Raw genomic sequence first — 23,784 nt, 5'->3', positions numbered from 1 at the left:
AAAATAGCTAAGTTTTTTGTGACATTTATGAAAATAGTGTGTTAATCAAGAATCTTATAGATTGTATTAAGAGGTATACCTTGGCATTCATAATTGCCGTAGGGTAATTCTTGACTATAAATTGGATTGAAATGAGATTATGATATGGCCAAATATATGGTTGGGAGTTTCTATATAAATTAAAGCCCAGTAATTGTTATACGGGATTAAAGTCTTGAATTTTTGCGAGAACAACTTTTTGAACGAACCAACTTGAATAAGCATATTTATTACAACCCAAGAAACTTTTTAAATAGAGTTTTTTTCATGGTATGGTAAATAACAAACTATCGAAAACGGCAGTATCAATTTCTGAGGTTATTTGAATATATTTACTACAAAGGATTTTATGTTGCAAACATATTGTTCCAAGAAATCCTTCTTAAAACGTGATTGCTATGAAACGTTTTTGTAAGATAGCTTTACTCTTTCTCTTGGCTCTACCATTTTTTATCCAGGCCCAAAAATTGGAACCCAAGGAAATTACGGCATTGATCAATACCTTTAAAAATGATATTCGGGGCCCCTACAAGGATATCCGGTGGTTCTGTACCGATGGAAGTATTCGAGCTCCAAAGGATCCATGTCCAGATGATATTGGTCCAGGAGTGCAGCATGCCCGTTATAAAGATCTTGTGGGGGCATTGGGAAAATCCAACCATATTTTCCTTGGTCAAATATTGGCGTATACAGATGTTGACTCGTTTTGGGATGAAGAAAATGATCATTCCCGCTTAAAACAATATCAACTTGATAAATATCTTAAAAGTGTCGACAACGGCTGGATTAACCAAAAAGGGCAATTTTACCGAGGGGCTATTCAAGCTGAAGATGAACAGGCATGGGGCATGGAGTTTTATCAATGGCTGTTGGAGAGCGACGAGGTTTTGCAGAAGGAATATTTCTTGGTTCGCCAATCTTTAAAGGATATACCCCACAATGGGGATGACAATGTGGCCCAAAAGATGCGGAGCGAATCCAAGGTCATATCCGATTTGTATTTGCCTTTTATGGATCTTCGGGTTAAAATTCATAGTCAACCCGAAGAAAGTGACATTCAAAAAGTAGTTGGGTTCAAACAAGCACACACCGCTAAGTTGACATCGGACATTTCCAGAAAAATAGATCAGTTGGTGGCTACCATGAAGGAATTCCATAAGCCGGTGGATATTGTTGCGTTGCCTAAAATAGCCTCTCTCGCGGTAGGAACAGATTTAGGCGGGAAAATAGAAAGTTTTGCCTCCAATTCAGCATTGGTAAATAACGAAAAGTTATTACTGGAACAAGCTTCACAGCTTTTGTTCGATATCAGGAACGGTCTTTTGGAAGAGAAAAGACCCACGGCCAGACTACAACTCCTTGATGTTTCTCTAAAACTGGAAGAAATTGTGTTTAAAAGTTCGTCCAACTATCAACCGGAAACCTTGAAAGAGCTCTTGCATAAAATCTGTTATTTGGGCATGGCCGTCACTGGATCGGGATATTTGGAACAATGGGAATGGGAACAGCTGGCCAGTAATCTTACCAGTTATGAATCTGAGGAACGATCACTTGGTGAACTTACTGAAGTATTAAATCGGGCAAGGGCTGCAGTGGAATGGAGTGCAGCCATGGTCAAGGCCAATTATGATGCCATAGTAAGAGAATATGTTGCTTTTGAGCCGCTTACGGCAGGTTTTGTAGATGACAAGATTCGTGGTTCCGTGGCATTGCATTTGGGGCAAAGTGTAGGTGATTTAGGAAATCTAATTTCAACAGAGTCCCAGCTGGCGAACAAAGTAATGGGCCTACAAAATCAAAGTACAATCCGAGGCCTCAATCCCGGATATGCGTTTGGGGAGTTGGTAGTTGTAGGAGGAAGCTCTGATGATATTGAGGTGTCATCGGACAAAATCTATGTGTTTCAACGTCCACCATCAGATCTAAAACCTGTTGCAGGTATTGCCACAGTGGCAGAAGGGAATATGGTTTCCCATGTTCAATTGTTGGCACGTAACCTTGGGATTCCAAATGCCGCCTTGTCGGATGAGAACCTTCAGGATCTTCAACAGTATAATGGAGCAAAGGTTTTCTATGCGGTTTCGAACAAAGGGAACGTTATTCTTAAACTTGAAAGCCAAATGTCTACAGAGGAAATGGCACTTTTTTCCAAAAAAGAACGTAAGGAAGAACGCATTGAGGTTCCCATTTCACAGATACGGTTGGATGAAAACAATGTTTTAAACATGCGAAATGTTGATGCGGACGATTCGGGTAAATTGTGTGGCCCCAAGGCTGCAAATTTGGGTCAACTCAAAAAAATGTTCCCTGAAAAAGTCGTTGAAGGCTTGGTGATTCCTTTTGGAATTTTTAGGACGCACATGGACCAAAGCATGCCCGGAGAGAAGATTTCCTATTGGCAGTTTTTGACCAAAATGTTCGAGGAAGCCAATAGCATGTTGGCTTCAGGGATTTCCGAAAAAGAGGTGGAAAATTATCAGCTACGCGAATTGGGGATTTTACGGGATGCCATCAAAAAAATACCCCTTGAGGACAGCTTTGTAAATCAGTTGGAGAAGGGATTTAAAGAAGTTTTGGGTTCCGAATTGGGTTCCGTTCCGGTTTTTCTTCGCAGTGACACCAATATGGAGGATTTGAAGGATTTCACAGGAGCAGGGTTAAACCTTACTATTTTCAACTCCGTAGATAAGGACAAAATTTTACAGGGCATTAAGGATGTCTGGGCATCGCCTTATACGGAACGGAGTTTTAAATGGCGTCAAAAATACTTGTTGAATCCTGAGAACGTTTTTCCGTCCATTTTGGTGATTCCTAGTGTGGATGTGGACTATTCTGGCGTTTTGATTACGAAGGGAATCAGTGCTGGGACAGATAAAGATCTTACGGTGGCATTCAGCAGGGGAGCTGGTGGAGCTGTAGATGGACAGGCCGCAGAACAATACCTGATTATGGATGAAGGCGGATATACCTTGTTGGCTCCTGCAAGGGAACGTTTTTATAACGGTTTGCCCAAAACTGGTGGTACAGAGAAGAAAAAAGCAACCTTCCAAGATCGAGTCCTCAATGAAAAAAACATCAATGAGATTCGGGAGTTGGCCCGTACAATTCGAGACCGTGTGCCTAAAGAGACACATTCCGATTATCAAGACGCTTACGATGTGGAGTTGGGCTTCAAAGATAATAAGCTTTGGTTGTTCCAGATTCGTCCGTTCGTGGAGAACAAAAAGGCGCTGGGTTCCACATATTTGGAATCCATCACACCTAAGATCGACCTTACCAAACGTATTTCACTTTCTAAAAAATTGTAGATGAAAAAAATACTTGCTTTAGGAATTTTGGGGTTGATGGGATTGGGATTCACAGAATTTGTGGAATATCCCATAGATGGTTATGAACGTACAGGGATAAAACGGCTAAAGCGGCTTGAAATGATAAAGAATGGGGAACTCAAAGAAACGTCTTCTCCCTTGCCGGAAGGTGCCAAGAAATCCTGGAATGATATACAATTAAACCTGCTTTCCAGAAAAGCGGATAGTGTGGGAAGCTTTTTTGTGGTGGACGAATCATTTCAAAAAGATATTGGAGCCTTGTTCCGAGGGCTCGATAAAAGTTATTCCTTGACCATTTTGGATATTTCAGACCCTGATAGTATACGCTATGCGGAAAGGAACAAAGCATTGGGCTATCAGCCGGGCAGTGTGGGTAAATTGGCCGTGCTTGTGGCACTTTTTGAACAACTGGACAAGATTTACCCTGATTCCTTTGAAATGCGTACCCAATTGTTGAAGAACAAAGTGGTAAAAGCAGGGGTATGGGGCCTTACAGATGAACATACCGTCCCTATCTTCAATATAGAGAAGAATACCTTGGTCAAACGTCAGGTGATTGCCAGTGATGTGTTCAGTCTTTATGAATGGGCCGATCATATGCTTTCCGTTAGCAACAATGGAGCAGCAAGTATTGTCTGGCGCGAGGCACTTTTAATGGCTGCTTTCGGTCAAAAATATCCCGAACTTACCGAAGAAGAAGCCATGGCCTATTTTAAGGAAACCCCTAAGAAGGAGTTGACGGATTTGGCCAATGACGTAGTTAATCTGCCACTTCGAAGTTTGGGAATTACCACTGATGAATGGCGATTGGGAAGTTTTTTCACCTCTGGTGCCAATACCTATGTTGGAGACAAAGGTGGCAGCATTGGTACACCTTATGGACTGATGAAGTTTTTGGTGCAATTAGAGCAGGGCAAGGTCATTGACGAGGCGAGTAGTCTGGAAATGAAACGCCTGATGTACATGACAGATAGAAGAATTCGTTATGCGCAATCTCCTTCCCTTAAAGAAGCAGCCGTTTATTTTAAATCCGGAAGCCTTTACAAATGTGATCGTAGCAAAGGGGAGGAATGCGGAAAATACATGGGCAATGTGCAAAACTTCATGAACTCCGTGATTATTGTGGAACACCCGGACAACTGTAGATATATGGTAGTGCTCATGACCAACGTGCTGCGGAAGAATTCTGCTTCAGACCATATGTATTTGGCTTCGGCCATAGACAAAATCGTTAGGAAGGGTTAATGTCTCCCAAGGCTTTGATGGCAAAATCCTTGATTTTTGGATTGTCATCCGTAACCAACTTTTCCAATAAGGGTTTAAAACGCAGGTCTTTTTGTTTTCCTATCAGATAAATTACGGCCAGTCTCAAATTTACATCCGGGACATTTAACAATTGCTCAAAACATTCCATTTCACTGGGAATGGTATGTTTGATTTTTTGGATAGCTTCCTCCGATGAAAAATCCATGGTGGCTTCCTCAATAATGGGCAATAATTTTTGTTTAAGGTTGCCTGTGAGTAGGTTGTCCAAAAACTCAATGGCCTTGTTCCTTGATTCTTCTTTAGGACTTAAAAGTCCCAAATAGGCATTTTGTACATCTTCTTGTACATACTTTAGCCCTAAAAGCTTGAATATCCGTTCCAAGCCCGAATCCAATCTTCGTTCCAACAATTCCAATAACGAGGCACGGGCATCTCGCTCCTCCGAATCGATATTTGCTCCTGATTTTTTCCGGTTTCTGTAGGAAATGATAATCTGGGTGTGCATGGCCGAAAGCGTTTGATGGTACAATTTGCATTCCTCAAAAATCTTGGCCACTATTTTAAACCGATTGAATTGTAATGTGGGTCTTTCTTTTCTGATGTCGCTAAGGGCACGTACCACTTCCAACCGAATACTGAGATCAACATCATCAAAAAGTTGAAACAAAGAATAAACGGCTTCCTTGGACATGAATGACTTGATTACCAAGGGCACAAATCGGCAAATTTCGAGGGTTACTGTCCGGGTTTTTACATGTGAAACCAAAATGGGAAGAACCCCTGGTCCGTAATTGTTCAGCGCCGTAATAACAAAGGGCCTCATTGCTTTATGAGGGAGCAAATGCAGGAGCTTATTGATGAATATTGGTCGCATACTGAAGCCTGCTGCAACTATGGCAGCTTGTTTTAAAGAGTCATCTTTATCCTCCAAGGCTTCCATGATTACTGGATAATATTGCGGATGCCCAGAAGCGCCAATGGTTTTTAAAACAAGTGGATTTGCGGGGGATCCCTTTTGCGCCAAACGCTTTTCCAACCTTCCAATTAAATCATGCCTTGATTTCAAGGTAATGTTTCCGGCACTTTCCCTTGCCAAACAATAGAGGGCAGTATCTCTGGTCAATGAGTTGTCAGAATCCAAGAATTGGTCGAAAATATAGGCTTCATTTTGATCAGAATGAAGCAATAGATATTCAAAAGTGGCCAAGGTCAATTCTTCCTCGTTATACCCCAAAAGTTCACTGATATTGGCTACCATGGCAGTGCTGTTTAAAAAATAAAGATTGCGCATTGCTGCAGCTTTTACTTTTAGGGAAGGGTGATCCAGCAATTTCAAAACGTCCTCGGAGAATCTCCTATCATTTATTTCCATCAATTTGTTCAGCATAAAAAGGATTTGTTCCTCGGTTCCGGAGGAAAAAACGCTCTTCATTCCTTCCACCACGGATACGTTCTTCACCTTGGCAATAGATGTGTTTGTGGCTTTTGTAGTTACATTTTCTAAGTTCTTTTTAAAGGTGGTGTAATATTCTTTGCGCAAAACAGCCACAAAAAAAATCCAGACAAGAACCAAACCAATAATCAGTAGCGTAATACTGGTTGTTCCTAGATTAAGACCAATAACAAAGAAAATCAATAACAGTCCGGCAAATCCTGTGGCAATGCTATCAACAACTACATCTATGAAGGATTTTGTACGATTTTTTAGTTCGAAGGGCAGGGGTAGCGCCAACAATTCAGAAGCACTTTTGTTGATGGATTGCTTCAATACCCCATCCATTGCCTTTATGGCCACAATGGCAGATAATTCTGGGATTATCAAGAAAAAAACAGCCCCAAACAGGATGCCCAAGGGCAATAAAAGCAAGGAAAATCCAACGCCCCAAATGCCCACTATACGTTGGGTGAGGAAGAGTTGTACTGCCAGCGACAATAAATTGAACGTAGAGAACCAAAATGCAAGAAATGCGGAAAGCTCTTCTGGGTCTTCAATGGACTTGGCAGCAAAATCACTAAACAAATAATCCACCAATTTAGCCACCAAAACGCCAACGGCCACGGTTAAGGCCATATACGTAAGGTGACGGGATTTTTTGATCAACGTATAAGGATGACCATCTGTTAATGAGATTCGTTTTTTTTGTTGTAGCTCATCTAGTTTGTTTACCCGAAGTTTCCAAATAAATCGAAGTAACGGAAAACACCCAATAAGTAATACGGCTGCGATAAATATCATAACGGCATTCCCAAGAAGCGGTGCAAAAATGGAGGTTAGATAGCCCCCTATGATTCCTCCTAAAATAGCGCCTGAGCCTATAAAGCCAAAAAGTCGTTTTGCATCCCGCACGTTGAAAACCAAATTGGCAAGGACCCAAAATTGGGAAGCAGACAGTACGGCATAAATGGCCACCCATATATAGAAAAAGAAGAGCAGATAAGTGTTCATCAGTCCCAATTTCAATAGACTTCCCAAGGCCACTAAAACAACAATTGAAGTTGTTAGGGTAGTTTTTATGATGTGGTTCAACTCAAATTTTACCAGAATTCGGGTATAGAATAGGGAGCTGAGTACTGCTGTGAGAGCGACCAATACATAAGCAACAGACAATTTTTCGGCACCGAGTTCCGAGAGAAATAGTGCATTGATCGTGGGCTTTATGATCAAAAGAACTGATATGATCAGAAAGATGTAGCAAAACATGAAAAAGGAGATTTTGTATTCCCCTTTTCTAATGTCAAAAAAGTTATTTGCTAGTTTGTAGAGCATTGGTCGTTGAACTATCCAATGACTAAATTTCGGTTTTTTTCAATACTTTTTCTACTGGTTTGACCAGATTTCGAATGATTTGTTCCCCTTCGGGGTCATCAATCAATGCAACCAAGATGTACCTCCGATTAGCATCTCTTCCCCAGACCAAAATGGAATCGGAGTGATATGTTTTCCATGATCCGGACTTCCGGAACAGTCTGGCAGATGGGGCAATGATTTCCAGCGTGTTCACAAACTTATGGTGAAGCTCAGGATTTTCCATAATGCTCAACATTTGCTTGGACCTTTTTTCATTGACCAGTTTTCCATTGGCAAGCAAATAATAAAATCGGCAAACTTGGGTTACCGAAGCGGCATGGCTAAGTTGCTTTAAAGGCTCTCTATTGGTATCGCCACCACCTCCATAGCGCTTTCCTACCCAAAGTCCCCCACCATTGCCTTCATCATAAAAGGTATATTTGGGATCCGTCATGACAGCTTCTATCTTAGCATACCCAATTCGATCTATCATTCGGGTAGAGGCAGCATTGTCCGATTTGCTGATCATTAATCGCATATCTTTTTTGATCTCAGGTGTTTCAACAAGTTCTCCTTTTTCAATAGCATCCATGGCAGATAATAGAATGGCAATCTTGGGAAGACTGGCGGCATACATCATATGGTTGCCATTTATTCGAGCGAACCTGACCTTTTCTGGATTGCTCAGATCCACAATGCCCACGGCCATCTTTTTTTGGGAAATTAAATGTGACCATGTTGGATTGCTTAAAATCTCCTCTTCAAGATTGTTTTGAAGTGAAGTATCTACCAGTTTGGTTAAGGGTTTAATGTTTTTATTGTCCATTTTCAAAGGCAATGCTTGTTGACCTGAAATGGAAAAACAAATGGAAAAAACTAGTAACGCAAAAAAGGTATTTCTCATGTGTAAGTTATGGTGTAAAATACGTGTCAAAAGTATATAATCCTAAGATACACAATATGTTAAAAATCACTTTTTAGATGAATTGAAACAATGAGGATTCATAAGGCTTGCCAATTCTTTCTTCTTCAAAATATGTTAAAATGTGTTCTGATAATTAAGATTAAAAAGAGCGTTGAAAGGGATATTAATTTTAGAGTGGGGTGGTTTAGGTTCAAGGAGTACGATACAATGGCTATTTAATTTTCACTTGTTCAATTAGTTTCTTTGAGATTAACCTTGCTCACATGAACATTAAATAAGTATAAAGCATTATTAATGGGGAATTTTAAATGGATATCAAAAGCTGCATAATTACAAAGCTTTTAAAAAATTATGAAGATAAACCAAATCCAAAGAGGGATGCCGCTGTACTTGCCAGCTCGGCATCCCTAGTGCTCATGATATGGCTAGGTAAATCTTCCCGAGGGTAGTCAAAGACGCAATTTAAAACCGCCATTGGCCACAAAGCCATCTACAGGGGCATAAATGTCCAAAAACTGAGGATTGCTTAAATCTCCAGAATAAATGGCTCCAAAACGGGACTGTCTTGTATCTAGAAAATTTTCAAAATTCAGGAAGATGGAGAAATTCTCCCCTAGCTTTTTTTCGCTCATTAAGCCCAAAACCCAATAAGATTCACTGGTTGTTCCCGAACTTAATTCCTGTGGACTGTAATAATAGGCTTCCAAACCAATCCAAAAATTCTCTTCTTTTTCATACATCAACACATTGTTCAACCGATGTTTGGCTACCAAAGGAAAGTCTGATTTCATTCCATCTTCGTGTTGTTTCACGTTGGCATGCGTGTATCCGGTGAACAGTTTTAAATCTCCATATTTAACCTTTAGGTTGATTTCGGTGCCCTTAGTATCCACATACCCATTGGATTGCTCAAACAAATAGAAACCATTACCGTTTGGGGTCAGCATCATGGGGTCGTTGATCTTGGTGTAGAATAGCAACGTGTTTACAGACATGGTTACTCCTGGAAATGGGATCCATTTGTAGTTGATGTCAAAATTACCCCCTATGGAATGTTCAAGGTCAGTTTCATCCACGTCAATGGGCAGTACATTCCTAAATTGGAGTCTTTCAGCATCTTCGGTGAACACGGTTGGGGTTTTATATCCCATACCTCCGCCTAGGCGAAATGTTAGAGCTTCATTTGGCTCGTACAGTATGGATATCCTTGGTAAGGCCATTGCACCATAATCTGAATGAAAATCTGCACGGAACCCTGTTTCAAGTGATAAAATATCATTTATAGGCCATACATTTTGTGCAAATAACCCAAAAATCTCGTAGGATTGGTCCAATGCCCCATCTTGATCGTTTCGGACATCATTGAAATATTCTGTCCAAAGGTTTGCCCCGAGAACCCATTCCAGTCCGCCTTCAGAAGCATTGGAAAAGTTTATTTCACTGAATGAAGAACGTTGGTATCCCGAAAAGGTGAAATCAGGAATTTGAATGGTTCTATCATAAAAACTGAAACTGTTTTTTAGCTCTAGCCGATTTTGGGCATCAAAAGCATGCTTGAACCCTAGTTGGGTAGAGAACCGCTCGGTTTCATTGGATTCAAAGTAGGGGTCTTGTACAGTTTTGCCTTTTACATGGTCCATATTTCCCCCTAGGCGGTCTTCCCAAATGGCATTGAGGCCGATCAACAACTCGGTTTGGTCGTTCAAGTACCAATAAAGTTTTGGATTTAAGGTAAAACGATCAAATTCCGGAATGGCGGTCAAACCAATGTCCGCTGGATCATAAGGGGTTCCCAGATTATAGGAGGCAAATACTGTTGTCCCCAGTGTTTTGAACTTTTGGGAATAAAATCCACTTAAATCCAAACCTAGGGCCGAGGTGCCATTGACCATAAAACTTAGTTCTGGAACATCTTCCGGTGATTTGGAAATAAGGTTCACCAACCCTGCAATCGCACCACCACCGTAAAGGGTAGAGCTAGACCCTTTTATAACCTCTACCTGTTTTAGGTCCAAAGGTGCAATCTGCATCAGACTCAGTCCACTGGCAAACCCTGAATATAATGGAAAACCATCACGAAGCAATTGGGTATACTTACCATCCAAGCCCTGTATGCGGATACTGGAATTATAGCTGGTGGCCGATGTCTGTTGGGTCCTGATACCAGTGCTCTCATTGAGGAGCATGCGAATATCACCGGGTTTCATATTCCCTTTTTCGGAGAGTTCCTCGCCAGCAATTACCTCAACTCGGGTAGGAATGTCCGCAATGGTCCGTGAGCTCCGTGTAGAAACCAAGGTAATCTCTTCCATTTCCTCGGTATGGGGAGTAAGGAAAATGGTTCCACCCAATACAGCTTCATCCAAGGGAAAGGTTAGGTTGCGATTAACAGAGGTATATCCCAAATAGCTCAATTGTAATTCAAATGTGCCATCGGGGATATCATCAATATATATTTTCCCCGTTTCGTTTGAAATGGCTCCTTTGTCAATGGGTTTCAATAGGGCAGTGACCCCAATCAATGGTTCGGCACTAATGGAATCTTTTACAACAATGTCCAAAGTGTTCTGTGCAAGAACGGATACCGTCCCAAACAGGGACAGCAGCAATAATAATCTCGTTTTCATGTAATTTAAATTTTTGACGTATATAGAATCATGGTCAGAACGGTGCCGACCAAAGTGAATCTGGTTTAAACCAGCTTATACTTCAAAAATCCGAGGCGGTTTAAGGGAAAAGAAATACACTTCCTTGGGAAGCGGCTCAATATAGACAATGGGTTGTATTTTTTCTTCAAGCTCAAAGGGAACAAGCTCCAAGGACACATGATTGGTTGTAAATCCTGGACACCTTCCACAAGTAAAAAAAGGGGAACAGGGCGTTTCCTTGTCATGTTGTTCATTTTCAGTATTGTGATCTCCATCAGCGCAATGGGATGCGGTAGAAGTTTCAAAACATGAATCTGTTTCTTGACAACATGGGTATGATGACAGAACAATCGTGAGCAATGATAAAATCACAGTGAGGAACTTCATATCACAAAGATAAGGATTTACTCCAGGGTCACTTCTTTTTGTAAATGATTTGGAATATATCCTTTTTGAAATTGTTGGTTGTATCTTTATGGAATTTGAAAAAAGAGTTAGGATGAACTGGATTTTATTGCTTGTCGCAGGGCTTTTTGAAGTGGCTTTTGCCGCTTGTCTTGGAAAGGCCAAAAACGCTTCAGGAGCCGAAGCAAACTATTGGTATATTGCCTTCTTAATTTGCTTGGCCATTAGTATGTTATTGTTGGTAAAAGTAACCAAACATTTGCCCATTGGAACTGCCTATGCCGTTTGGACAGGCATTGGTGCCGTTGGGACGGTTTTGGTTGGAATCCTACTATTTAAAGAGCCCACAACTTTTTGGAGGTTGTTTTTTATTACCACTTTAGTAATCTCAATTGTTGGTTTAAAAATAGTTTCTCACTAGAACTTTATGGGTTACATGAACGGTCCGGCGTTAATTTTCCCCCCTATTCTTCGGCAATCCCTCTGATTTTTGTATAAGCCGCTTTCATCTCGGCCAATTTTTCGGGATGGCTTTTGGCCAAGTTGTTCTGCTGGCCCAAGTCTTCCTTCAGGTTGTACAATTGATATTCCGGGTCATTCCCTATTTCAATGTTCACGGTTTTGATGATGGCCGGTCCGTCATAAGGGGGAATCATGGCCCAGTCCCCTTTACGGAATGCGGTTCGGGTGGAGGCCTCTATAATGAGTTCATTCCGACCGTTAGTGCTTTTTCCCAACAACACATCCAACAAATCTTGACTGTCCTGGGTCGTGGCATCACTGTTCACCAATGCCGCAAGGGAAGCCAAAAGATCTACTTGGCTTACCATCGCATCCGAAGTGCCGGGGGTAATCTTTCCTTTCCAGTAGGTGATAAAGGGTACACGAGTACCTGCCTCGAACAAGCTGTATTTTCCGCCTCGAAGCGGACCTGCAGGTTTATGGTTGCCCAACTTTTCCACGGAATCATCATAATACCCATCGTTGACCACTGGGCCATTGTCGCTTGAAAACACAATCAAGGTGTTCTCCAGCAAGCCTTCTTCTTCCAAGGTCTTTATAAACTCGCCCACGCACCAATCGGCCTCTACGATCACATCGCCTCGGGGTCCCATACCACTAGATCCCACAAAACGAGGATGTGGGGTTCTGGGCACATGGGGTTGTTGAAGGGCATAATACAGGAAAAAGGGTTGGTCTTTCTTCTCTTTTACAAATCGTTTGGCTTCAGCCAAAAAAGTATCGGCCATATCCTCGTCCACCCATTTGGCAGCTTCGCCGCCTTTCATGAAACCGATTCGGGAAATGCCGTTCACAATACTGTTGTCATGCCCGTGGTGCCATTTCATTTTCAACAACTCTGGGTTGTCCTTGCCCGTGGGTTCGCCCGGGAAGTTTTTTTGGTAATCAATTTGAATAGGGTCGTTGGGGTCAAGATTGTCCACCTTTCCATTTTCAATGTACACTGTGGGTACCCGATCTTGGGTAGCTGCCATGATGTAACTATGGTCAAAGCCTACCTCGTTGGGACCGGGGCTGATGGCTTGGTTCCAATCCACATGTCCGCTGCCAAGTCCCAAATGCCATTTTCCAACGATTCCCGTAGTGTAGCCTTGTTGTTTCAATACTTTGGGAAGGGTGGTTTGGGCGGTATCAATGATCAAGGGGGCGGTGCCCGGCAATATCTTGGCGCTTTTGTTGCGCCACGGATAGGACCCGGTCAACAGGGCATATCGGCTGGGGGTACAGGTGGCCGAAGTGGCATACCCGTTCGTAAATCGCATCCCATTGTTGGCCAAATGATCTAGATTGGGTGTTTTCAGTTCGGTGGCGCCATACGCTCCCAATTCTCCATAGCCCAAATCATCCGCATAGATGATTACGATATTGGGAAGAGCAGCTTGCTCCTCCGGATCGGTCTGCTCTTTCTTTTCGGTCTTGCAGGCAAAAAACAATAGGGTCAGTGCAAAAAAAAGGGTTCTGGCAATGTGCATTATAGTGGTTTTGTTGGGTTGATGGAATTGCAATCTAAGGAAAAGAGTGCAATTTTTAGGGGAGCATTTGGACAATTGCGGAATTGTGTCAATCCTCGAAAGAAGCATTGAAAAAATCACCTAGGGATATTTCAAAATACTGACAGAGCTTTTTTAGGGTTGAAAGTTGAATGTCTCGCTTGCCCTGTTCAATTCTTGAAAATTGAATTCCCGTATCATGTAGGGCTTCTTCTTGTGTAACTCCTTTGATTCCTCTTAACTCTTTGACCCTTTTTGCCAGATTTACAAGCAATTGCTCTTTGCTTTCTTCCATTTTACAAATCCATATTTGTAACAATATAGGGATTCCAATTCCTTGATCATGTTATGGTTCCACAGTCAATATGGCCCTTAGTCTAATGTCATTGGAGGAACTTCCGATCATTATTCTAAAGTCGCCCGGTTCCACCACGCGGTCCATACCTTCGTTCAACATGGTCAACATTTCTGGAGTTATTTCAAAGAACAGTTCCTTGGTTTCCCCTTTTTTCAAATGGACACGTTGAAACCCTTTCAATTCCATGATCGGACGGGCCACGGAGGCCAAAATGTCCCTGAGATAGAATTGCACCACCTCGTCACCATCAAATTCTCCGGTATTGGTGACCTTAAACCGGACGGTTGTGGTCTGGTCCTTGGAAATGCTCGGGGCATCAATTTGTATGTCATCATAGGAAAAGGTGGTATAGCTTAGACCATATCCAAATGGGAAAAGTGGTTTTCCCGTCAGGTTGATATAGTCGTCCCCCCTTCCGGTGGGTTTATGGTTGTAGTAGAGCGGTAGCTGCGCTTCATGTACCGGGAAGGTAATGGGCAGCCTTCCAGCGGGATTGTAGTCGCCAAAAAGCACATCGGCAATGGCATCGCCCCCAGCGTCGCCGGGATACCATACATCCAGAATGGAGGGGACATCATCAATCCAACGGTCCATGGTTATGGCGCTTCCGCCTACCAAAACCACCACCATGGGTTTTCCGGTCTTGGCCACGCTTTGAATCAATTCTTCCTGATGACCGGGCAAAGATAAATAGGCCCTGTCCCTGAACTCTCCTTCCTCAATACCCACGGTTACAATGGCCACATCGCTTTTTTGGGCAGTGGCCACGGCTTGTTGTATCTGTTGTTTCCAATCATTTTCAACGCCCACGTCCCACAACAGTTTGAACCACACATTGCCCACGGTCTCAAAAAATTCAACCTTGAGATCATATTCCTTTCCTTTTTCAAACGAATAGTCTTGGGTAATGGTCCTGACAGTTTGCTTGGTCCAATTGTCCACCACCAGTTCGCCATTGATGTATACCCGATATCCATCGTTGCCTTTGATACCAATTTTAAAGGTACCGGTCTCAGGGGCTTTGAGTTTTCCCGTCCATCGGGCGGAATAGAAATCATAATTGATTTTCTCCTGATCGGGGGAAAACAAGGTCCATCTAAAATCAATCACCGGGTCAATCCGAGTAAGTGCAGGTTCGCCTTCAAGGGTAATGTTGTTGAAATATTCTGCCTGTAACCCTGCCTTTTGCTCCCCACCTTCGTAATGGTACAATTGTTCCCTAGGGATGGTCACATAGTTGGTGGATTCCCTTCCAGGGCCAGCCGCATAGTTAATTGTCACGTTTTCACCCAACTTGGTCTTGAGGCCTTCCAAAATGCTCACGGGCTTGTTTCCGGGTCCCGAGTAGCCCCCCAATCTTGCTTCTTCGGCATCCGTACCGATGATGGCCACAGATTTGACGGTTTTGGAGAGAGGAAGGGTTTGGTCATCATTTTTCAACAGGACCATAGACTCCAAGGAAGCTTTCTTGGCCAACTCCCGATTTTCTTTTGTGCCGTTCCATTTGCTGGCTTCTTGCGGGTCTACATATGGGTTTTCAAACAATCCCAATTTAAACTTGGCCCGAAGCACCCTTCTGACGGCTTCATCTATGGCCGCTTCATTGATCATTCCTTTTTCAAAGGCTTCGTAAAATAGGGTGTAGTGGTCGTATGAGGTTTGAAAAATCACATCCAATCCATTTTCAATGGCCTGTTGGGTGGATTCCGCATAATCCTTTGCGGTAAAATGAAGCACATTGGACCCACCTGTGGCCCCGGCATCAGAAATCACAAAACCATCAAAGCCCCATTCCTTTTTCAGTTTTTGGTTGAGCAACCAGTCGTTGGCAGTGCACTGCCTTCCATCAAAGGAATTGTAAGAAGTCATCACGGACCATGCATTGGCCTTTTGGAAACTGGCCTTAAAAGCAGGAAAATAAATTTCCTCCATAAGTCTTTCATTAAAATGAATGGGGTAACTATCGCGTCCACCGTCACCCACATTGGCCACAAAATGCTTAGGAGTGGTGAGCACACCGGCCCTTTCAAATTGTGAAATGAAGGAGACTCCCATCTGTGTGGTCAGGAATGGGTCCTCGCCATAGGTTTCCTCGGTTCTTCCCCAGCGAACATCGCGGGCTATATTGAGCACGGGGGACAAGATTTGCCGAATCCCCCTGGTCTTGGTTTCCATGGTAATGGCTTTGCCTACATCGGCAACAAGGAGGGTATCCCAAGTGGCTGCCAAGGCAATGGATTGGGGAAATGCAGTGGCACCTTCCCGAACCAAACCGTGCAAGGCTTCATCAAAAGCAATGATGGGAATGCCCAATCGGGTTTCCTCCACAAAGTATTTCTGGATTTCATTGATCAAAACGGCGGTTTGTTCTGCGGTTCCCCCGCCGGAATAATCCAACAACTGCTCTGCCTCATTCCCAGATTTTCCCTTGGTGGCTACCTGAAACCCAAAGATGCCATGCTTGTAGCGTTCCTTGCCATCGGATAGATCTCCGGGAATCATGAACAACTGCCAGAATTTTTCTTCCAAGGTCATCCTGGGCAATAGGTCGTCCACCCTTTCTTCTATGGGCAAATCTGGATTTTTGTAATCCAATTGGTCTTCTTTTTGGCACGAAAGGAGGAGAACGGATAAAACCACCATGGCCATGCACAGGGTTTTGCAGGGGAGCACTATTGCTTTCATTTAAAGGGTTTGGTTTAGTTTAGAAGAGAAGTCATAGACTGCTTCTTTGGTCATAAATGTAGGGTATTTTCTGGGAATGGGTTGAAGGTGTTTGTCCATGGCCCTTTCTTATTTCTTCCTTACCTTAGTCAAAACTTCCAGAGTATGGAGACCAAAGTCAAGAATGTGTTTAGGGACGGGGCTATTTCCCCAGAGTTCATCGCTCAGTCCATAGCAAAACACCAGTCGAAGACGCAGATTGGGGCACATGATATTTTTTTGGGACAGGTACGTGCCGATGAGATTGATGGAAAAACCGTTTCGGCCATTGATTACTCGGCCTATGAGGGTATGGCCAATCAAAAATTCCATGAAATCCGGGAGAGTACTTTTTCAAAATTTGAAATTACCTGCATGCATATTTATCATAGCAAGGGCAAAGTAAATGCAGGGGAAATTTGTCTTTTTGTATTTGTGTCCTCCCCTCACAGGCGGGTAGCATTTGAAGCTTTGGAGTACGTGGTCGAGGAAATCAAGGCACACGTCCCCGTATTTGGAAAGGAACTGTTTGAGGATGATTCCTATCAATGGAAAGTCAATACATAGCCAATGGTCGATATAACCCAAAAACAATCCACCCATAGAACTGCTGTGGCACAGGCGGTCGTAAAAGTTGGGGATATGGCCACGATTGAGGCGATTAAAAACGGAACGGTCCCCAAGGGCGATGTGCTTTCCATGAGCAAAGCTGCCGGCTTTTTAGGGGTGAAAAAAACTTCAGACCTGCTTCCCGATTGTCATCCTCTCCCTGTGGAGTATTGCGGTATTGAATATGAAATGGATGGACTGGAGATCAAGATCATCATCACTGTAAAGACCTTCTATAAAACCGGGGTGGAGGTAGAGGCCATGCATGGTGCCAGTGTAGTGGCCCTTACCATGTACGATATGCTAAAACCCATTGACAAAAGTGTGGAAATCCACCACATAAAATTATTGAAAAAGACAGGCGGCAAGTCAGATATTGATAAGTTGTAATTTTTTCAATTTTTTTTCCCCAACCAAACACTTTTATTCTAATTTTAGGTTGATTAGAAAATAACCCCAGCACCATGAACAACCTCAAACGTGTAATTGTCGATTACAAAAAGCTAACCCCAGAAGTATTGAAATTACTTGTGGAAAAATACCCCGATGGCTATGGAGATAACGATGTGATCAACTTTAGAAATTTGAAAGGTGAGTTGATTGAGGCTGTTGAGGTATCCACGGAAGACACCAAATATTTGGTAAAGATAAGTTCCAAGTTAGAGCATACCATGGCGAACTTTGATGACGATGACGATGACGATGAAGACACATCAGATTTGGATACTGATGATATGGACAAGATGCCAGATGATGACGATGATTTTTCAGATTCCGAAGAGGAAGAATAATCTCAATCCCGTTTTAGATTTTCCAACATTTCAACCGTGGTCTGATCCAAATTAAAGTTGGGTTGCCATCCCCAATCCTTTCTGGCCAGGGTATCGTCAATGCTACTAGGCCATGAATCGGCTATTTGCTGTCTAAAATCTGGGGCGTAGCTTATGGAGAAATCAGGAATGTGTTTTTGGATACTTTTAGCCACTTCACTCGGGGTAAAACTCATGCTGCCCAAATTGTAGGAAGATCGTATGGTGAGGTTTTCAGCAGGGCTTTCCATTAAGCTGATGGTGGCCCGGATGGCATCGTCCATATACATCATGGGGAGTTTGGTTTCTTCATTCAGGAAACATTGGTAGTTGCCATTCTTTAAGGCTTCATGGTATATCTCAACGGCATAGTCGGTAGTTCCGCCGCCTGGCATGGTCTTCCAACTGATCAATCCTGGGTAGCGCACACTACGCACATCAACCCCAAATTTTTTAAAGTAATATTCGCACCAACGTTCCCCAGCCTGTTTGCTTATGCCATATACGGTGCTTGGTTCCATAATGGTGTTTTGTGGGGTATCTTCCTTTGGGGTATTGGGGCCAAAAACAGCTATGCTGGAAGGCCAAAATACCTTGGATAACTTTCCTTCCCTAGCTAAATTCAATATATTGAAAAGGGAGCCCATGTTCAAGTTCCAGGCCCTCATAGGAAACTTTTCTGCAGTAGCACTGAGCATTGCGGCCATTAAGTAGACTTCATCAATTTCATAATGCATTACCACATCTTCAATGGCACCATAACTTGTGGCATCCAAAAGTTCAAACGGGCCAGATTTCACTAGATCATTATTTCCTTCCCGTATGTCGCTGGCAATAACACATTCGGAACCATACTTTTTTCTGAGTTCAACGGTGAGCTCGGTACCAATTTGTCCGCATGCCCCTAAAATGAGAATAGGCTTTTGCATCTAATTTGAAGTTAATTGCGTTTAAGGATAAATATAGCCTTTATTAAAATTTGTACATTCGCTTATGCGAAAATTGATAGTTACACTGATGGCCTTTGCTGCTCTTTGGAGCTGTAAAAATGCAGAAAATGCTTCCGAAGAAACCGAGGCCGTAGAGCTCGTATTCAATTATCAAAAATTACCTTCCAAATTGGCCTTGAATCCAGAAGCAAGTGCCATTGTAGAAACTTGGGAGGAGTTTAAGGCTTTGTCAGGAAGCATAGATGTTTTGTACAAGGCAACCAACAATGAAGATTTGAGTTTGGCCATTGATGACCTTATTGAAAAGGAAAAACTTTTAGAAAAAGGAACCTATCCCGAGCTTTTTGATAGTTTTCAGGTGAAAAGTAGACAACAGGTACTTAAAACGTATTTGTATAAGGTTAAATCCAAGGTTTTGGAAAATCAAGAAACCACAGAGCCCACTATAGAAATGGTGGAAGCGTACAATGCGATACGTAAACAGTTAAATGTTATCGTAAACAGTCAGTTGGACAAAAAATTGATTTTGGATGAAGAATAAGATATTTAGTTTGTTGGCGCTTACCGTTATGGTAGCCAGCGCACAGACCACGGAAAAGGAAAGAATCGACACTTTATTGGATAGTTGGCACTTAGCGGCTTCCAATGCCGATTATGATGCTTATTTTGCAAAAATGACCCATGACGGGATCTTCATTGGTACGGATGCCACCGAAAATTGGCAAAATGAGGAATTCAAAGCGTTTTCAAAACCTTATTTTGATCGTGGAAAAGCTTGGAGTTTTACCGCGGTCCAACGTAATATATACCTCAATAAAGCCAAGGATTTTGCTTGGTTTGATGAATTGTTGGATACCCAGATGAAACTGTGTAGGGGTTCCGGGGTGCTCAAAAAAGAAAATGGGCAATGGAAGATTGCCCATTATGTACTTTCAATAGCCGTGCCCAATGAAAATGTTGACGAACTGATTCAAATGAAGGAACAAAAAGATGACCAGTTGTTGCTCGAATTGAAAAAACAACAGGATTAATTTCCTCCCTCTGGTTTCTCTTTTCTAGATTCCAACGCCTGTTTGCTTAAACTCGCCAAATTAAAATTGGGATCCAATTTTAGGGCTTCATCAATGGTAGCTATGGCTGCATCGATATTGTTCCTGTCCATATTGAAGGTCAAAAGGCCCTTTAAGTGGTAAAAGGCGGACTTTAAATGAACTTCATAAGGTTGCTGTCTCTCATAAAAAGCATACTTCATATCGTCCTGGGCATTGGCAATACCATACTCTATATTGGTGGAAGCTCCAGCATTATCCCCAGTCTGGATTTTTAGGTCGGCCAATTCATATGCCAAATAAGCAGATGGGTCTCTTTTAAAAAGTACCTCAAACTGTTCCAAAGCCCTTTTGGGTTGGTTCAGTGCCTTCAAACATACGGCCTTTACCTGAACGGCCAAATCAGAATCGGCATCATCCTTTTCAATCCCAATGGTGTTCAAAGCTTGTAGGTGTTGGCCATTGTTCATATAGATAAAGGACAAGGTGTCTCTCCTCTCTTGGGAGGGGGCAAGTACGTTTAAATGAGTCAATGCTCCAATAACACCAGTAATGTCACCTTGCAAGCGCATTTCATCATAGTATGCTTGATAGTGCTCCAAAAGTTCATTTTTGCTCTGGGCCATCGCACTAAAACCGATGAGTAAAAGTAATAGGGGTAATGTCTTTTTCATTGATCTTCAATTTAGTGCGCCAAAACTAAAAAAATTATTGGTATAAAGCTGTTAAGAAAATGCCATATGGAATATTAAGCCCTTTATGTGGTAATAGAAGTTGTGAAGCTATGCCCTTTGCCCAGAAAAAGGATGCTCAGCACCACCTTATTTTTTTCTTCCAAAGCATTGTTCTGGTAGTGTGGTGGGGGAATCTCTCTTTTTTTGGCTTCATCCACATAGTAATCCCTTTTTTTTGGGTGCAATGGATAAACGCCATTAAAAATTTCACCCCAATACTCATTTTGGATGATGGTGGAAATCATGAGGATGCAATCATCCAGATGAATTAAGTTTACCGGGTCATCGCCATTGGTGAGGTTTTGTTTTCCGGAGAGCATGGTTACGGGGTGTCGTTGAGGTCCAATCAATCCGCCAAAGCGAATTACAGTGGTGTGCAGGGTAGTGTCTCCCATCAAAAGATTTTCACAGGCCAGTAATTGTTTTCCAGATTCTGTATTGGGTATTGGAGGAGTTAATTCGGTAACATTACCTTTCACATCACCATATACCGATGTGCTGCTTACAAAGATAATTTTTGAGACTCCACTCTTTCTGATTTCGGCATGGAGCAGTTTTACCTTTTCAATATAGCTTTCGGCATTTTTACTCCTTAATCTTGGAGGTATATTTATAATTAAAATGGAAATGTTGGATAAGAATTTTTGAATGTCGCCTTTGATACCCGTTTCGGACAACTCAATTTGAAAAGGTGTTATCCCATCCATTTGGAGGGCATCCATCTTATCTTTTGATGTTGTGGAGCCATGCACATCATAAGAATTCTTTGCCAATTGTCTGGCCAAGGGAAACCCTAACCATCCACACCCTAAAACACCAATTTTTTTATTCAAATCGCAATGTCTTAATGGTCAATATGGCATCGTTCAACACAAAGGGCATGGGAATGCTGGACTCGGGTCTTTTGGGAATGCTAAAGTCCGGATGGGTAAGCAAATCATTGGAAGCCTCGTAAAAAGACAGTTCCAACACCGAGTCTTTTGGAAAGGTCAATTCAAGCTCGGTAAAGTCATTATTGGTTATGTAATGCGTTACAAGTTTCGAGTTTCGAGTTTCCAAAAAATGTTCTGACAATGGGATTCTATTCACTTTTGCTTTTTGCAAAGTGATGGGGTTGGTGTACACATCCAGACGGTTAACATCCCGTTTTGGAGTGATGCAAAGCTCTAGAACTCTAGTATCACCTATAATGGTGTCGTTCACCGTATCAATCCATGGAAGTATAATGTTTTTTTTCGGTGCATCGGCAATGTAAGTGAGCTGGGTTCGGTATTTGCTGGATAATGTCTCATATTCCTCAGTACTGGGTTTGTGTTTAGTATCTCCCAAAAATTGATTGTTCCAATCAATTGGGCTATTGTCATACGTGGCCCAAGTAGCAGTGTCCGTATCTGCGTTGTAAACGTAAAGGAGGCTACTTGGTTTGGGTCTTTCTGCATTAAAATCTGAATTAATATGGGACGATATGCCAAACACCATGAACAGGAACAAAAAAAGATAGGCCAAACGATCTTTGTTTTTTAGTTGTCCAAAAAATGGTAACATCAAAACAAATAGGAGGGTGGTGAATACTGTTGCCGCCACCATCATCTTCAAGCCTAATCCAACAGGAAACATTTTAATGAAAGGTGAATAAATAAAAACTGCCGGTAATCCTAAAAAGACCATCAAAAAAGGATTGGGCTCATCTTGGTTCAGGGTTACCATAAAAGCGGCCAAAAGCCCAAAAAGAGGAATCACAAAAAAGCTTGCACCAGATAAATATTGTGCAACAAGACCACAGATAACCAACCATACAAAAATCGGCGCAACCAAAAGATTGGGCGTGCCTGTTTTTCGAAATTTATGATAGGTCCAAAAACATACGGCCAAAGAAATCATGACATAGACCACGATGTATAAATGGCCATTATAGGTGAACCCATGTAACATATCCTTAAAGTCGGGATACCACCAAGTAATTGTGGTCCAGCAAAAATAGCCGATTGCTCCATTGACCACGAGAGTGAACAGTAAAGGCAAGAACCCTCTTAGAATATCTTTTAGATGTAATCTTTTCTTTTTGAAGCCTACAATCAATAAAATAACAAAGGTCAATAGGGCAAACCCGAACATGGGCCAAATCCATTCAAAGGGATAAGAAACCAGATTGAAAAAAGGGAGATTAAAGTAGATATAATCATTTAAGCTTTTAAGATTCCCCAAATCCGATTCACTGAAATGTTTGAGCAATGGCATTAGGTAACTGCCCTGATGAGCCAATGTTTTTCTGTCCAAACGCTCATAAGTGTCCAGCGCAGTATGGTAATCAAAATGGTCATCAATAAAGGCAAAGTTAAAGCCATCAATATCGCCATCTTCCCTAAAGACAGTCAAATCCGTATCGTTGGGCAACATTTTATAGATGCTGTAGGCCAAGGAATTGGCTACGGGATACTCTGGGTGGGCTTCGGAAAATTCCTTGATAAGGGTTCCATTGCCCCTATTGGTCTCAATGAGCATATAACTAGGGCCTCCGCTTCCACGCGCCTCAAAATTGAGTACCAAACCAACATCTTTTGCCCATGGATGTTTGTTTACAAATAAATCAGCTCCATTGAGACCCAATTCTTCAGCATCGGTGATAAGTATGATAATATCGTTTTTCGGGTTTTGGTTTTCTTCCAAAAAAGCCCTAACTCCTTCTAAAATTGTGGCTACGCCACTTGCGGCATCACTTGCGCCGTGTGATGAATGCGGATTGCTATCATAATGGGACAACAACAAAAGTGCTTTTCCTTCTGACGTACCCTTTATCCTTGCCAAAATATTGGTGGCTTTGCTGAGATTGGCCCAGTCCCCAGCGGTATATCCCTCTTGGGTAGAGGTTTCCAATCCCATTTTCTTAAGCTCGGAAATAATATAGCTTCTGGCCCGTGCATGCCCTGGAAATCCAACGGCATGAGGCTCTACGGATAGATTTTTAACATGAACCAAGGCCCTGTCCGTGGAAAAAATCTGTGGAGATGCATCCATATCTGGACCGTACGTTGGCGTCAAGGCTTTATAGCTCCAAAATACAGCGGCTAAGAGAAGGAAAAGGGCAAGGGTTCGGGAGAACTTCATGGTTTTACGTTGTTTGGTCATAAAAATATGAAATTATGAAAGGTTCTCATATTTG

At 42.2% G+C, this 23,784-nt stretch carries 19 protein-coding genes; 8 read left to right on the top strand and 11 right to left on the bottom strand.

Translation table 11 applies throughout. The features are described 5' to 3' along the window. The first annotated feature begins 437 nt into the window (after positions 1–437). Both EZV76_RS01140 and EZV76_RS01135 read left to right on the top strand, forming a co-directional pair. Positions 438–3,347: a PEP/pyruvate-binding domain-containing protein gene (locus EZV76_RS01140; RefSeq protein ID WP_136564761.1), complete on the top strand. Its 2,910-nt coding sequence runs from the start codon at positions 438–440 to the stop codon at positions 3,345–3,347. Then, positions 3,348–4,613: a serine hydrolase gene (locus tag EZV76_RS01135; protein ID WP_136564760.1), complete on the top strand. Its 1,266-nt coding sequence runs from the start codon at positions 3,348–3,350 to the stop codon at positions 4,611–4,613. It abuts the gene before it with no gap. Here the strand turns inward: EZV76_RS01135 and EZV76_RS01130 are convergent. From EZV76_RS01130 to EZV76_RS01115, 4 genes are all read right to left on the bottom strand, one after another. Further along, positions 4,600–7,335, bottom strand: coding sequence for an MFS transporter (locus EZV76_RS01130; protein ID WP_136564759.1), 2,736 nt, complete (start codon positions 7,333–7,335; stop codon positions 4,600–4,602). The two genes, EZV76_RS01135 and EZV76_RS01130, sit on opposite strands and share 14 nt — an antisense overlap. A gap of 88 nt (positions 7,336–7,423) precedes the next feature. Then, positions 7,424–8,326: a serine hydrolase gene (locus EZV76_RS01125; protein ID WP_136564758.1), complete on the bottom strand. Its 903-nt coding sequence runs from the start codon at positions 8,324–8,326 to the stop codon at positions 7,424–7,426. A gap of 470 nt (positions 8,327–8,796) precedes the next feature. Then, positions 8,797–10,974, bottom strand: coding sequence for a TonB-dependent receptor (locus EZV76_RS01120; protein WP_136564757.1), 2,178 nt, complete (start codon positions 10,972–10,974; stop codon positions 8,797–8,799). Positions 10,975–11,049: 75 nt separating this feature from the next. Then, complete coding sequence (locus EZV76_RS01115) at positions 11,050–11,382, bottom strand: hypothetical protein (RefSeq protein WP_136564756.1); 333 nt, start codon at positions 11,380–11,382, stop codon at positions 11,050–11,052. A gap of 112 nt (positions 11,383–11,494) precedes the next feature. Here EZV76_RS01115 and EZV76_RS01110 point away from each other — a divergent pair, with 112 nt between their 5' ends. Further along, the gene (locus EZV76_RS01110) at positions 11,495–11,821 is read left to right on the top strand and encodes a DMT family transporter (protein WP_136564755.1); all 327 of its coding nucleotides are present in this window, start codon (positions 11,495–11,497) and stop codon (positions 11,819–11,821) included. A 43-nt stretch (positions 11,822–11,864) separates the two neighbouring features. Here the strand turns inward: EZV76_RS01110 and EZV76_RS01105 are convergent, their stop codons facing one another. From EZV76_RS01105 to EZV76_RS01095, 3 genes are all read right to left on the bottom strand, one after another. Next, complete coding sequence (locus EZV76_RS01105; protein ID WP_136564754.1) at positions 11,865–13,394, bottom strand: sulfatase family protein; 1,530 nt, start codon at positions 13,392–13,394, stop codon at positions 11,865–11,867. Positions 13,395–13,482: 88 nt separating this feature from the next. After that, positions 13,483–13,707 carry a helix-turn-helix domain-containing protein gene (locus EZV76_RS01100; RefSeq protein WP_136564753.1) on the bottom strand — a complete coding sequence of 75 codons (225 nt, stop codon included), beginning with the start codon at positions 13,705–13,707 and terminating at the stop codon, positions 13,483–13,485. A gap of 51 nt (positions 13,708–13,758) precedes the next feature. Next, the gene (locus EZV76_RS01095) at positions 13,759–16,455 is read right to left on the bottom strand and encodes a glycoside hydrolase family 3 C-terminal domain-containing protein (RefSeq protein WP_236640826.1); all 2,697 of its coding nucleotides are present in this window, start codon (positions 16,453–16,455) and stop codon (positions 13,759–13,761) included. Between the two features lie 144 nt (positions 16,456–16,599). On the opposite strand from EZV76_RS01095, the gene EZV76_RS01090 reads away from it, so the two are divergent. The 3 genes from EZV76_RS01090 to EZV76_RS01080 all read left to right on the top strand — a co-directional run bounded on the left by EZV76_RS01090 (position 16,600) and on the right by EZV76_RS01080 (position 17,873). Continuing rightward, a complete protein-coding gene (locus EZV76_RS01090; RefSeq protein WP_136564752.1) occupies positions 16,600–17,040 on the top strand; it encodes a molybdenum cofactor biosynthesis protein MoaE in 441 nt (146 codons plus the stop codon). Positions 17,041–17,043: 3 nt separating this feature from the next. Further along, complete coding sequence (gene moaC / locus EZV76_RS01085) at positions 17,044–17,472, top strand: cyclic pyranopterin monophosphate synthase MoaC (protein WP_136564751.1); 429 nt, start codon at positions 17,044–17,046, stop codon at positions 17,470–17,472. Positions 17,473–17,546: 74 nt separating this feature from the next. Next, positions 17,547–17,873, top strand: coding sequence for a hypothetical protein (locus EZV76_RS01080; RefSeq protein WP_136564750.1), 327 nt, complete (start codon positions 17,547–17,549; stop codon positions 17,871–17,873). A 2-nt stretch (positions 17,874–17,875) separates the two neighbouring features. On the opposite strand, the gene EZV76_RS01075 is transcribed toward EZV76_RS01080, so the two are convergent. Next, complete coding sequence (locus EZV76_RS01075) at positions 17,876–18,820, bottom strand: NAD-dependent epimerase/dehydratase family protein (RefSeq protein WP_136564749.1); 945 nt, start codon at positions 18,818–18,820, stop codon at positions 17,876–17,878. Positions 18,821–18,884: 64 nt separating this feature from the next. Between EZV76_RS01075 and EZV76_RS01070 the strand changes: the two genes are divergently transcribed. Continuing rightward, complete coding sequence (locus tag EZV76_RS01070; RefSeq protein ID WP_136564748.1) at positions 18,885–19,382, top strand: hypothetical protein; 498 nt, start codon at positions 18,885–18,887, stop codon at positions 19,380–19,382. After that, positions 19,372–19,872: a nuclear transport factor 2 family protein gene (locus EZV76_RS01065; protein ID WP_136564747.1), complete on the top strand. Its 501-nt coding sequence runs from the start codon at positions 19,372–19,374 to the stop codon at positions 19,870–19,872. The genes EZV76_RS01070 and EZV76_RS01065 overlap by 11 nt, the downstream gene beginning before the upstream one ends. Here EZV76_RS01065 and EZV76_RS01060 read toward each other — a convergent pair. The 3 genes from EZV76_RS01060 to EZV76_RS01050 all read right to left on the bottom strand — a co-directional run bounded on the left by EZV76_RS01060 (position 19,869) and on the right by EZV76_RS01050 (position 23,750). Then, entirely contained in the window at positions 19,869–20,564 is a 696-nt protein-coding gene (locus tag EZV76_RS01060; RefSeq protein ID WP_136564746.1) for a tetratricopeptide repeat protein, read from the bottom strand. The genes EZV76_RS01065 and EZV76_RS01060 overlap by 4 nt on opposite strands. 83 nt (positions 20,565–20,647) lie before the next feature. After that, positions 20,648–21,457, bottom strand: a complete 810-nt coding sequence (locus tag EZV76_RS01055) for an NAD-dependent epimerase/dehydratase family protein (RefSeq protein ID WP_136564745.1) — start codon at positions 21,455–21,457, stop codon at positions 20,648–20,650. Continuing rightward, the gene (locus tag EZV76_RS01050) at positions 21,450–23,750 is read right to left on the bottom strand and encodes a M20/M25/M40 family metallo-hydrolase (protein ID WP_236640825.1); all 2,301 of its coding nucleotides are present in this window, start codon (positions 23,748–23,750) and stop codon (positions 21,450–21,452) included. Before EZV76_RS01050 ends, EZV76_RS01055 begins: the two co-directional genes overlap by 8 nt. Between the last annotated feature and the right edge of the window lie 34 nt (positions 23,751–23,784).

Origin of the sequence: Flagellimonas alvinocaridis (genome assembly GCF_004916895.1) — a bacterium.
Classification (GTDB): domain Bacteria; phylum Bacteroidota; class Bacteroidia; order Flavobacteriales; family Flavobacteriaceae; genus Flagellimonas; species Flagellimonas alvinocaridis.
The sequence above is the reverse complement of the archived record's forward strand: the minus strand, read 5'-3'. Positions and strand labels throughout refer to the sequence as shown.

Bases quoted from the DNA above. Each gene is read 5' to 3' on its own strand.
- EZV76_RS01140 (WP_136564761.1), top strand. From the start codon at position 438: ATGAAACGTTTTTGTAAGATAGCTTTACTCTTTCTCTTGGCTCTACCA.
- EZV76_RS01135 (WP_136564760.1), top strand. From the start codon at position 3,348: ATGAAAAAAATACTTGCTTTAGGAATTTTGGGGTTGATGGGATTGGGA.
- EZV76_RS01130 (WP_136564759.1), bottom strand. From the start codon at position 7,335: ATGTTTTGCTACATCTTTCTGATCATATCAGTTCTTTTGATCATAAAG.
- EZV76_RS01125 (WP_136564758.1), bottom strand. From the start codon at position 8,326: ATGAGAAATACCTTTTTTGCGTTACTAGTTTTTTCCATTTGTTTTTCC.
- EZV76_RS01120 (WP_136564757.1), bottom strand. From the start codon at position 10,974: ATGAAAACGAGATTATTATTGCTGCTGTCCCTGTTTGGGACGGTATCC.
- EZV76_RS01115 (WP_136564756.1), bottom strand. From the start codon at position 11,382: ATGAAGTTCCTCACTGTGATTTTATCATTGCTCACGATTGTTCTGTCA.
- EZV76_RS01110 (WP_136564755.1), top strand. From the start codon at position 11,495: ATGAACTGGATTTTATTGCTTGTCGCAGGGCTTTTTGAAGTGGCTTTT.
- EZV76_RS01105 (WP_136564754.1), bottom strand. From the start codon at position 13,394: ATGCACATTGCCAGAACCCTTTTTTTTGCACTGACCCTATTGTTTTTT.
- EZV76_RS01100 (WP_136564753.1), bottom strand. From the start codon at position 13,707: ATGGAAGAAAGCAAAGAGCAATTGCTTGTAAATCTGGCAAAAAGGGTC.
- EZV76_RS01095 (WP_236640826.1), bottom strand. From the start codon at position 16,455: ATGAAAGCAATAGTGCTCCCCTGCAAAACCCTGTGCATGGCCATGGTG.
- EZV76_RS01090 (WP_136564752.1), top strand. From the start codon at position 16,600: ATGGAGACCAAAGTCAAGAATGTGTTTAGGGACGGGGCTATTTCCCCA.
- moaC (WP_136564751.1), top strand. From the start codon at position 17,044: ATGGTCGATATAACCCAAAAACAATCCACCCATAGAACTGCTGTGGCA.
- EZV76_RS01080 (WP_136564750.1), top strand. From the start codon at position 17,547: ATGAACAACCTCAAACGTGTAATTGTCGATTACAAAAAGCTAACCCCA.
- EZV76_RS01075 (WP_136564749.1), bottom strand. From the start codon at position 18,820: ATGCAAAAGCCTATTCTCATTTTAGGGGCATGCGGACAAATTGGTACC.
- EZV76_RS01070 (WP_136564748.1), top strand. From the start codon at position 18,885: ATGCGAAAATTGATAGTTACACTGATGGCCTTTGCTGCTCTTTGGAGC.
- EZV76_RS01065 (WP_136564747.1), top strand. From the start codon at position 19,372: ATGAAGAATAAGATATTTAGTTTGTTGGCGCTTACCGTTATGGTAGCC.
- EZV76_RS01060 (WP_136564746.1), bottom strand. From the start codon at position 20,564: ATGAAAAAGACATTACCCCTATTACTTTTACTCATCGGTTTTAGTGCG.
- EZV76_RS01050 (WP_236640825.1), bottom strand. From the start codon at position 23,750: ATGACCAAACAACGTAAAACCATGAAGTTCTCCCGAACCCTTGCCCTT.